This window comes from Clostridia bacterium (genome assembly GCA_017394805.1).
In the GTDB taxonomy this organism is placed as follows: domain Bacteria; phylum Bacillota; class Clostridia; order Christensenellales; family CAG-1252; genus RUG14300.
Map to the genome: position 1 here is coordinate 1 of JAFPXC010000032.1, position 10,567 is coordinate 10,567.

Consider the following 10,567-nt stretch of genomic DNA (forward strand, 5'->3'; position numbering starts at 1 on the left):
AAGACTGTTTGTTTTTCTGGTTCAAAGAAATTAAAACTCATATATTCTTGTTTGCCCTCTTTCAAAGGCGAATTAACAAGGACACACTCGCTTTCTTTACCTATCTATTCACTTTTCAAGATACAAATGCACGTTTTTCAACGTGCTTTATTATACTAACACGAAAAAGGCCCCTTGTCAATACTTTTTTCAAATATTTTTGGAGAATTTTGCACTTTTTTTCGCACAAAATCACCCTTTCCTTGTTAGCATAGTCATTATATACACCTCTTTTGCGGTTGTCAACCGTTTTTTCGCGGTTTTTCAAACTTTTTTTCTATACATTTTGTAAGGGGGTATATATGGCATAATTCGACACTTTGACCACAATATGTTGTGGCTACCTTATATATATCGCGTATGCGCCCGCACGCGCTCGCGCATATACGCCCGCGTTACATATAGTAAGGTGGCAAAAGGCGACGATAAAACGTCTTTCTGCGGTTTCCGTACAAGAACGGCGCGAAGGGGAAATCCTCCGCGCCGTTCATTCAAAAACACAGAAGGTAGCCGTTCGGGTACCTCATTTCCTTGACCTGCCGTTGCATAAGCCGAAAACCACGCGGGCGCAAGCGCCCCGCCCAATCGCCTATGGCGCGACGTTGCCGTCCGAGCAATGTATCACGCACGAAGTCACACCCTCAAGATAACTGCTCGCCTTGAAAACATTTTGCCATTGCGCCTTGGTGCCTGCGTAATTAATATAGCGCAAGTTCACGCAACCGTAAAAAGCCCTGCCCTCGATGGAGCGAATATTCACGTCGAGGTTGACGGTACTTAGATTTTTACAATCGCTAAACGCCGAATCGCCGATGAGAACCAGACTATCGGGACAAGTCAGCGTCTGGAACGGCGCAGACATCAACGCGCGCCTATCGATAACGGCAATCTTGTCGGGGATTTTCAATTCCGTCAGAGGATACGAATACCTGGCCTTGTTGTATCCGCTGATCATGGGGCCGACCTCGTGACGCGTCACGAGAAACGCCTCGAACCCCCGCTCTTTAGTGAAGTCCGCAATCTCGAACTTTGCTTCCAGCGTACGTTTGGCGCCCTCGTTGACATAGGTGTACTCGTAATCGCTCGACACCTGCTCGCCGTCCTCATACCACCCGACGAAGCGACGATTGTTCCCTTCGGTGGCCGTCACGGTGACGGACTGCCCCGCGTCGTAGTAACCCGTGCCCGTCACGGAGCCGTCGGTTTCGTCGCAGACGACCGTTACGCTGTTGGCGTGCGCCACCAACAATACGCGTTCGACGCACCAGCCGTTGTCGATGGAAACGGTATATGGACCGTCCGCCGCGGCAGGCAAATCGTCCAGTTGATACACGACGGCGACGCGATAACTGCCGTCGCTGTACTTCGCCTTATACGTTAGCCCGCCTTCGGCAAGCGATGATTCGCTCAAAATAAACTCCTGATTAAATTCAAAGCTACGGCTCTTTTTCGTTTTTTCTGTTTTATACGCTTCGCCGAGAATGGCGTGCGTGTCGTATGCCACGCCGTCCACCTTGTGCGTGTCGCGATTGACGGACACCGCAATGCACCGATGGACGGTGCCGTACACGTCCTGCATTGCCTCGTACATCTTCGCATATTGCCCAAACGCTTTGGCTCGCATCTCCCAATCGGTGATGTCCGCACCCGTGAAAATGCCGACTGCACCACCGCGATAATAGTCCTTCGGCAACTCGCTCGTCAACTTGAGAAGCCGCCGATATTTCTTTTCGAAACTCGCCTCGAAATACAGGTAGACGATTTGTCCGGGCACGTCACCCTCTCCACCCGTGTACGTCGTAGAATGCGGCGTACCTAACGTCAGCAGCATGTCTGCTTCGTTCATACCTATCTCGATCTTGCGCGCAGTACGGCCGTTGATTTCCCCGCCCAACAACACGGAAGGCACTGTGACCACGGTGACCACGACCGCCAAAACGACGGCCAAAATCATCCACACGCGCCACGAAACGCGGTGTCTACGCCCCGCCGACGTTTCGGTCTCGACGACGGTACCGTTGACCAGAGTTTCCAAATTGCAACCGAATATCGCGGCCATACGGTTGAGCGTGTCGAGGTCGGGCACGTTACGCCCCGTTTCCCACTTGCTGATCGTCTTGTCCGTAGTGTTCAACTGCTCCGCCAACTGCCGCTGCGTGAGGCCGCATTCCTTGCGCAATGCGCTGATCCGTTCTCCTAATTCGTTGTTGTTCATACTTGCTCCTTTGGTCCGCAACACGGTTGCCTTTTTCATTATACCATATCTGTAACCGCTTTGGTAGTATCCTTTCTATCGTATTAGAACGAAACCGCGCCGTTTTGCTATCCGAAAACGAGAATACACGGGAGAATATCCGCTCATTCGGCGTTTTGTGTGGATTTTGTCCCGCGAGTTTCCCATTATATACGAATATAAAAAGTGGGCTGTTGTGAACAGCCCACCACTTTACCGACCTTTCGGTCATATGAAAATCATTTGGCGTTTACGCTCTATTCACTCCACCGCGGAGACCGTAGCAAAAGAGCCGTTGTTGCCGCCGATAAAATTGCCTTGGCCGTCCGTCAAGGTGTCGTATTTGGCAAAACCACTGCGAGCGTCCACGTCCGTACCGTCCCAATCCAAATCGCCGCAATAGCGCATACCTGTGGCCAATTTGAGCATATTCGCGGTGGAGAAATAAACGATACCGTCGCCCGCGTTGGCGTTGACGAGACCGCTTATCGAAGCCTGCGAAGTCAACTCGGCACCCGAGAAATCGCATACGCCCTCGAACGCGAGGACTACCGCGCTATCTATATCGCCGATGGCCGTGCCGACCGAACGATACCCCGTCACGCGTCCGTCGAAGACGGTGTTGCGAATAACGATATCGTAGCACTCCCCTGCCGTCGCGTCCCCGTCGACGTCTTCGCCGTCGCCCTCGGCGGTGCGCCCGACGTGGCCGATGATGCCGCCACAAGGGCCGTATTTGCCCGTCTCGGGGCCGCCGATAACGTCGGCGGATATATGACAATTCTCAATGGTCAACGTGCCGTTGACGAGCCGACGATTCGCGCCCGCGCCGCCGACGTAGCCCACAAGGCCCGCCGCGGTGGCCGCGCCTTTGATGGTGACGTCGTTGTCAACGGTGATGTTGCGCAAGGTGACGTTGGTAGCCGAGGTCACGGTAGTGGCCTCTACGGGCGCGTCGATGACGCCGCCCACGACGCCGACCGCGTTGCGGCTATGCTGCTTGGTGGTCAAAGTCATATCGAAGTTGCTGGCGGGCTCGTCCACGGTCAGTTTGGTGAAGCGGACGTTCTCTATGGTAGCCTCCCCATACACGGCTCCGATAAAGCCTGTCACGAAATACTTGCCACCCGTACCCTCGAAAGTCATCGCTTCGCGGTAGCCGGTAGCCTTGGTCAAACGAGCGCCGCTGATAACCACGGGATGCTCGGAATCGTCGGTGCCGAAGTAACCGGCGAAGTGTTTGACGGGCGCCCACTCATGCGCGGAAGCGTCGATGGTGGTGCCGGCGGGCATGATGATAGCTGCATTCTCGGATATCTTGCCCGAGTTGATTTGCGTAAACAGCGTATACAAATACTCGGCGGCATCCTTTTGCGCGGTTTTTATTTGCTCCGCAGTCGCGTCCGCTTGTACTTCGACGCCTATATAGAACACGTTGGCGGGCACATTATCACCAGCATAATCGCTCGGACAAAACGCCATTACTTGCATATATGCAAACGTTCCCGTGGATAGTGTATCGCTCGTATTCATTCTCGACGCCGCGACCTTGACGGCTTGCCCGTCCGAAAACGAGAGTGCCCGACGAACGTCGGCATTGCGTTCGACGATGAGGGAAGCGTCCTCGAGAATTTGGCTATCAAATTGGGACGTTACGATCTCATACCGACTTTTCCCGCACATTTCGCACAGGCCGTCCGTAACTCTATACGCGTGGTCGATTTTCGCAAGTTCCGTTTGCTCGACCAGCACCGCGCCGCATACCGCGCAATGCGATCCTTCGGTCAACCCCGTGTGTTGACAAGTAGGCGCGACCGCCGCGTCTACGACGGGCGTATGCCCTTTGGCGACGACTTCGGTATACGTCTTGCCGCAATCCGAGCAGACCGCTTGCCGCAGTCCGTCCGTCGTGCAGGTGGCGGGGGTAACGACCGTCCACTCGCGTGATACGTGCGTATGGGTGGCCGCATCCACTATACGATTGACGGTCAAGGTGTAGTCAACGACCTGCTCGCCCGCCGTTATGCGTATATAAAACGTATTTCCCCCCTCGTACAAGTGTATCGTGTTGGTCAACTCCTTCGTCATGGCGGCGTCGGCGTATGCCCGCACTTTGGCGTCCTCGTCCGACGACAGTTGCAACTGCGACAGCGAGAAGGCGTTGACGCCATCTGTGGCCGTCATAGATACGGTACGTGCGTTTTTATCCACTTTTACGGCGGTCACGTCGCCGTTTACGCCGCCGACCGTCACGGGCTTCGGCCCGCTCCACACGAATACGGCGAGGCATATAAACACCACGGCCAAACACGCCGCCGCGGCCAACACGACGCCGATAATCACCCCTTTGGAAAGGCGGCGGGCTGTTGGCTCGCTCGACGCGAATACGGGCGCGTCCTCGCGGCGCGGCGCTTCTTCCGTCGGCGTTTCGGTCGGGGTTTCGGGCGTTTCCGTCGTTTCGTCCTCGCCGTGTACCAGCTCGTCCAACGTACAGCCGAACACCTTACACAACCTGTCCAGCATTTCGATGTCGGGCGTGGTGTACCCCGTCTCCCACTTGCTGACGGTTTTGTCCGTTACGGACAACCGCTCGGCCAGTTGCTTTTGCGTCATACCGCTTTGCTTTCTCAACGCGCATATTCGCGTCGCCAATTCCGAATAATCCATACGTACCTCTTTGTGCGACGAAACAGACGCCGCATTGATTTGCCCTCATTATATCATCTGCGGCGTCGCTTTGCAAAGAGTATCCCCTCTCAAATATCAAGAACTGCACCGAATTCGACTCTCCAAAATGGAGAATCGGGCCGAAAAGTACCAAAAAAACCCGCAAAAATGCGGGGTTTTCGACGCATTGCGCGATTGTTCTTGTCTGACGTGACCTACTCCGTTTCGTCAAGATTGATGGTGATTATACCGCCGTCACCGTACAAATAGACGAATCTGCCCTCGCGCATCACGTTCGCACCTTGCAAAGCCGTCACGTCCACACGCTTGACGGTGCGCATTTCTCCATCCCGATAAGCGGTCAGAATGAAATATGCTTTCCTCTCGGTTTCCTGTTGCGGGTTGCCGTTTTCGTCCTTGGTGTTCTGCAACTTATAATAGTAAAACCGTCCGCCGATAAGACCGCGCTCGCGGTCCACCACGCAAGAGTACCCGCTCCACCCATCGGTTATTTCGTATCCGTTTTGCAGGCCTTCGTACCGTCCGTATTTCGCCTCGGCAATTTTGCCGAGTTCGCCCTCCTCCACGCGATACAGGTCCATCGCGGTCACCATGTATTCCTCTACCGTGTGTTTCCCGCCTATGCCGAGCAAGGTGTCGCCGACGAAGGGGATCAACGACGAATAGAACCCCGGCAAGGTCCCCTCGTCCGTGCAAGTGATATGCGCGGAATCGGACAGGTCGAAAGCAAGCAGAGGCTCTTCCTCTCGTGCGCGTGCCGTACACACGTACGCCGTTTGGCGGTCCAAGCGCACGCGGAACAGGCTGTCGCTTTCCGTCCTCAGGCGCTTGCACGCGCCCAGTATGGTGCGGTCTTCCGCGGATACGCTCGTCAAAATGACGCTGTCGATACCATTACCGTAATAATAGCCTTTGGGTTCATATTGAGACCAACGATAGTCCCGTCCCTCGCTCACGACGCTCAGCACGCCCGCCTCTTCCGACAACCATTCTTGCGATTGCACACACCCTTCCACCTCGACGGTGCCGACAAGACGCAAGGAGTTGCGGTCGAACGCAAGGCACGCGATTTGCGTAACGAGCCCCGACCGCGTCGCGCGATAGACTTGGTCCAAGCACGCAACATACACGCGCCCGTCTCCAAAACGGCAGACGCTCGTCGGGTAGGTAACGGAAGATACCATCACGGCGCTTTGGCCGAGTATCGACAGGTTTTCGTCAAACATGGTCAACGCCGTATAATGATAGTTATAGTTGGGTATCGTGCAATCTATCTCGGTGGGCGCGACGAGTATCTTGCGGTCGCCGTCGAGCACGTAGGGAACAAACGTGGACGGATCGTCGGGATCGACCGCACTTTCGCTCATAAAATGAGCGGTTTGCAAAAACAATCTGCCGTCAATGACGCGAGAGGAAACGTAATTTCCGCCCGGCAAAACGCGCTTTTCTTTGACGACGACGTGCTCTATATCCGAAACGTCCAAAACAAACACGGCGGTGGCGCCGCCGATATGGCCGCCCGTGCCGTAGCACGTCACGAAGGCCGTCTTGCCATCGTCTAAGACGCTCATCGCATACTTGTCTATATAATCGACGTCCTGCCCGAACGGCGCAAACTCAAACGTTGCGGCAAGCGCGGTTTCCAAACCCGCTTTGCGATAAAAGCGTATGCGCAAGCGGCGGGCGTGATAGTAGGTACGCACTTGGTTGCCGACCTGCTCTTCGTAGGCGTCGGCCTCCCCCGCAAATCGAGTCAGGTAACAAAAATAGTCGTCGCTTCCGACGTACGCCCCATCGCTCGCCGTACCCTCGTACTTCGGATACTCGTATACGCCCCAATCGATCTGCTGATTTTGGACGTAGTATTCGTTGCCTTGATAATAGCCGCGCCCGTTCACATAATGGATATTCTCTCGCCCGATAGTATCTTTGACGGTTTCGACCAAATCGGTCAGGGCCGCATACGAGTCCACCCGCGTGGGCAACGCAGGCAACTCGGCAATGGCGGACGGCTCTTCACGCGTATCCGCCCCCGCTTGGGCTTGCTCGGTGGGATGATCGTAAAGGGGAGCTTGATCAACAGAGGAATCGGCCTTGGGGTTGCCGTTCGCCGCGCTTTCGCCGTACGGCGACGAGGAAGAGCGGTCGGCGGCCATTTCGACCGACTTGTCGGACGACAACCCGCCCGCGGTGGGCAAGAACACGGCCAACGTCACCATCAGCACCACCAGACACGGTACGACGGACGACACCGTCGCCACGATGGCGCGACGGCGGCGACGCTTTTTCTCCACCATATCCAGCACGGCCTGCGTGCGTTCCTCATAGGTCTTCATACTTGTATCCCTCCTTCTCGAGCCATTCTTTCAAGGCAACCTTCCCGCGCGAAAGCAGATTGTACGTTTGCTTGACGGTCTTCCCCATGATCCGCGCCGTCTCCTCGGGCGAAAAGCCCTTCAGATAGCACAGGTACACCGCGTGGCGGTAGTCTATGGGTATCGACGACAACGCCCGCAGGAGTACCCGCCGCCGCTCGGCCGCTTCGGCGCTCTCTTCCGCGGTTTCGGGCGCCGTCAATGCGTCCGCCACCCCCTCGAAGGGCGTTTCGTGCCGCTTCTTGCGCAAGTAGTCCACCGACCGCGCGTAGGCCACCCGCCACAAGTACCCCTTGGACAGGCGGCGATAGGCGTTGCGGTAGACGAAATCCGCAATGGCTTTGAGGGCGATCTCCTCGGCCGCGTTGATCTCGCCGACCATACAAAGAGCATAGCGCACCAAATCGTCGCTGACCGCTGCCACCAACGCCGCCACTTCTTCGGGCGTGCGGATTTGGGTGTTCTCTTTGTCGGTAGTCATAGGGTACCTCGCCTATATAACGAACGAGAAAAAAGTTTTACTCACCGTTTTTCGAAAAAATCGCCCCGAAAGGCGATTCCCTCTTTGTTGTTGTGATTTTTAGAACAAATTGTTCATATACGCTTTGAGGAAGGCGCGGTTATTGCCCACGAAAACGGCGTTGCCGCGCACGAACAGGAAATATTCGGTTTGGGAGAAGTCCGTGCCCTGCTCATTGGCGATGCGATAGTAGGTAGTGAACACGTCGTAGGCCGTCTTGATGCTATCCGTATAGATGAGCATACCGTAGACGTAGTTCTTGCTGCCCTCTTCCTCGGCTTTGGAATAGTACTCCACGATGGCGTTGCACTTGAACGGCGCGCCGAGCGTCGAGCCGCCTTCTTCGTCCGCGGAAGACTTGGCGCCCGCCACCTGATATTCGGATTGGAGCGTCTGGTAGATATTGCGGGATTGGTCGCTGAGTTGCGCCAGATCCAGGCCGTATTCGCCCTCGATATGCACGGCGTTCAACTTGCCGTCCCGTCCCATGCGCTCGCTGAACGATTTGGACGCGGGAATGTGCAAAAAGAGGACGCCCAGCATGACGACTACGACGATAAAGATGACGGCTACCACCAAGCACCCCGCCACGAAGCAGGGCGTGCGGCTCTTCACTTTGCTCATAATGCATTCTCCTTTTGCCGACGAATCGACTTCCGCCTCGGCGAAAATCGCTTTCCTAAGTAATTATTATATACGAAATGCGGGCGTATGTCAATAGCGAACCTTTTGCCCGCGCAAAATCACGCGTTTTACGCCCCGTTTCGCCACATTGCTTTGAGTTTTTGGTAGTTGCGGTGGCAAATTTCGCAATCGGTGAGCGCACGGTGGGCGCCCGTGGTGTCGATGCCGAAATACTCGGCGATATAGGTCTGCCGATGGTGCGCTAGGTCGGGTAGCATCTTGCGCGACAGGCGCAATACGTCCACGAAATCGTTGGGCAAGGTGGCGCACAAATAGCGCACGAAATTGTCGTAGAGGGTGTTGACGTCGAAGTTGACGTTGTGACCGACGAGCACGTCGTCGTCCAAAAAGGCGCGGAATTCGGGCAATACGTCCCTCGGCAAAGGCGCGGGCCATACCATATCGTCCGTGATGCCCGTCAGCCCTTGTATGAAGTAGGTGACGGACTCGTGCGGGCGCACGAGAGAAGAAAAAGACGCAACGGGCACGTCGTCGCGCACCCGCAGAGCGGACACTTCGATGAGGTCCAACACGCCGTCCACCACGGTGTTGGTCTCCACGTCCACCACGGTGTAGTCGTCGGGAAACGCCCACAGATTTTGCCCTTTGTCGGGGCGTTTGAGCACGCGCGCTTGTCTGTCCGTCATCGCTTACCTTCCGTTTCGTCCGTCACGATATGCCATATCTCACGCGGTTTTCGGCGCAAATACTCGGCGAAAAAAGTGGGATAGGCGCGCACCTCGTCCAACTGCGCCACGGGTACCCAATGCACCTCTTCCCGTACGCCGTGCGTAACGCCGTGCGCGTCGAGCGTGCGACTGCCGCGGGGTTTCATCAGGTAGTAGAAGCACACCTCGTGACACACCAGGCCCTCCCATTCGCCGCCGTGACCCATAAAGAAGTTTTCGTGTACGGCGGCCAAGCGGTCCACTGCGTACCGAACGCCCGTCTCCTCGTACACTTCGCGTTCCACGGCCTCTTGCGAGGTCTCGCCCGCGTGTACGCCGCCGCCTATCGAATAGAGGTAGTCCTCGTTTTCGTTGCCGGCAAAGAGCACGTAGCCGTCCTCCACGATGATCGCCGCCGCACGGTACCGAAACCAATAGTTCTCCTTGGTAAATCCGTAATCCAATTCCATACGTCTTCCTTTTGGGCGCAAATACCCCCATACGTCACGGGGTTTTCGACGCCGTACACGTTTTTGGGACGTCCTTCGCCCGCCTTTCATTATAGGGCGATTCCGCTCGGTTGTCAAGGTGCGCGCGCCATCTTCCGCACCCCGTCGCGCTGTCTCGGCATTTTTTCGCGAAATGTTCGATTTCTATGTTGACAACGCCCCAAACCCGTCCTATTAGATAAGTGTTCTCCACCGTGCTCGGGCAAGAGGGCGAGGCCTCCTTTGTTTCTTAGCCATTTCGCGCCGTTGCCCTGCCCCGAGCACCAACCTAAGACTCCACGGGAGAACTTGTTGTTCGGAACCCCTCCATGCTACGCCGCGCCGCCGCACCAATCGACGGCTCAATCGGCAAGAATCGACGCCAATCGGCGTGATTCTCCGAACAACAACGCAAAAAACCGTCGCCAATCGGTTGACAAACGCAACCCAATGGCGTATTATAGTATAGTCACGTCGCGGGGTAGAGCAGCCGGTAGCTCGTCGGGCTCATAACCCGGAGGTCGAGGGTTCAAGTCCCTCCCCCGCAACCATGAAAGAAACCTGATTTGTCTACCAAATTAGGTTTCTTTTAGTTATATTCGCCTGCGGCGAGTTATATTGCGTTGCAGTTCTATTCGGCTCACGCCGAGTTATATTGCGCTGCGCGCAGTTTGAGGGCGAATATAATATAACTTTGCGGCGCAGCCGCAAAATATAACTGACCCGAAGGGACAATATCACTGCCACCATCGGTGGCAATATAACTTGATAGATTTGTGTCTTTATGTTATGATCTTTTTGAGGTGATAACCATGGCTGACAGCGTTCTCCGTGATAAATCCAAAGAATTTGCCAAGCAGATCGTTATCCTT

The 10,567-nt window shown here is 55.5% G+C and carries 7 protein-coding genes and 1 tRNA gene; 1 reads left to right on the plus strand and 7 read right to left on the minus strand.

All coding sequences use genetic code 11. The annotated features are described in order from the left end of the window. Positions 1–628: 628 nt before the first annotated feature. From II896_07790 to II896_07820, 7 genes are all read right to left on the minus strand, one after another. Complete coding sequence (locus II896_07790; protein ID MBQ4444535.1) at positions 629–2,254, minus strand: helix-turn-helix domain-containing protein; 1,626 nt, start codon at positions 2,252–2,254, stop codon at positions 629–631. A 279-nt stretch (positions 2,255–2,533) separates the two neighbouring features. After that, positions 2,534–4,939, minus strand: a complete 2,406-nt coding sequence (locus II896_07795) for a helix-turn-helix transcriptional regulator (protein ID MBQ4444536.1) — start codon at positions 4,937–4,939, stop codon at positions 2,534–2,536. 215 nt (positions 4,940–5,154) lie between these two features. Beyond that, a complete protein-coding gene (locus II896_07800) occupies positions 5,155–7,296 on the minus strand; it encodes a beta-propeller domain-containing protein (GenBank protein MBQ4444537.1) in 2,142 nt (713 codons plus the stop codon). Beyond that, a complete protein-coding gene (locus tag II896_07805) occupies positions 7,283–7,816 on the minus strand; it encodes an RNA polymerase sigma factor (GenBank protein ID MBQ4444538.1) in 534 nt (177 codons plus the stop codon). The genes II896_07800 and II896_07805 overlap by 14 nt, the downstream gene beginning before the upstream one ends. 99 nt (positions 7,817–7,915) lie before the next feature. Beyond that, positions 7,916–8,479 (minus strand): hypothetical protein, encoded by a 564-nt coding sequence (locus II896_07810; protein ID MBQ4444539.1) that lies wholly within the window; start codon positions 8,477–8,479, stop codon positions 7,916–7,918. A 128-nt stretch (positions 8,480–8,607) separates the two neighbouring features. Continuing rightward, the gene (locus tag II896_07815) at positions 8,608–9,186 is read right to left on the minus strand and encodes a 3'-5' exonuclease (GenBank protein ID MBQ4444540.1); all 579 of its coding nucleotides are present in this window, start codon (positions 9,184–9,186) and stop codon (positions 8,608–8,610) included. Continuing rightward, a complete protein-coding gene (locus II896_07820) occupies positions 9,183–9,677 on the minus strand; it encodes an NUDIX domain-containing protein (GenBank protein MBQ4444541.1) in 495 nt (164 codons plus the stop codon). The genes II896_07815 and II896_07820 overlap by 4 nt, the downstream gene beginning before the upstream one ends. Positions 9,678–10,170: 493 nt before the next feature. On the opposite strand from II896_07820, the gene II896_07825 reads away from it, so the two are divergent. Continuing rightward, positions 10,171–10,246, plus strand: a tRNA-Met gene (locus II896_07825). The last annotated feature ends 321 nt before the right edge of the window (positions 10,247–10,567 follow it).

Bases quoted from the DNA above. Each gene is read 5' to 3' on its own strand.
- II896_07790 (MBQ4444535.1), bottom strand. From the start codon at position 2,254: ATGAACAACAACGAATTAGGAGAACGGATCAGCGCATTGCGCAAGGAA.
- II896_07795 (MBQ4444536.1), bottom strand. From the start codon at position 4,939: ATGGATTATTCGGAATTGGCGACGCGAATATGCGCGTTGAGAAAGCAA.
- II896_07800 (MBQ4444537.1), bottom strand. From the start codon at position 7,296: ATGAAGACCTATGAGGAACGCACGCAGGCCGTGCTGGATATGGTGGAG.
- II896_07805 (MBQ4444538.1), bottom strand. From the start codon at position 7,816: ATGACTACCGACAAAGAGAACACCCAAATCCGCACGCCCGAAGAAGTG.
- II896_07810 (MBQ4444539.1), bottom strand. From the start codon at position 8,479: ATGAGCAAAGTGAAGAGCCGCACGCCCTGCTTCGTGGCGGGGTGCTTG.
- II896_07815 (MBQ4444540.1), bottom strand. From the start codon at position 9,186: ATGACGGACAGACAAGCGCGCGTGCTCAAACGCCCCGACAAAGGGCAA.
- II896_07820 (MBQ4444541.1), bottom strand. From the start codon at position 9,677: ATGGAATTGGATTACGGATTTACCAAGGAGAACTATTGGTTTCGGTAC.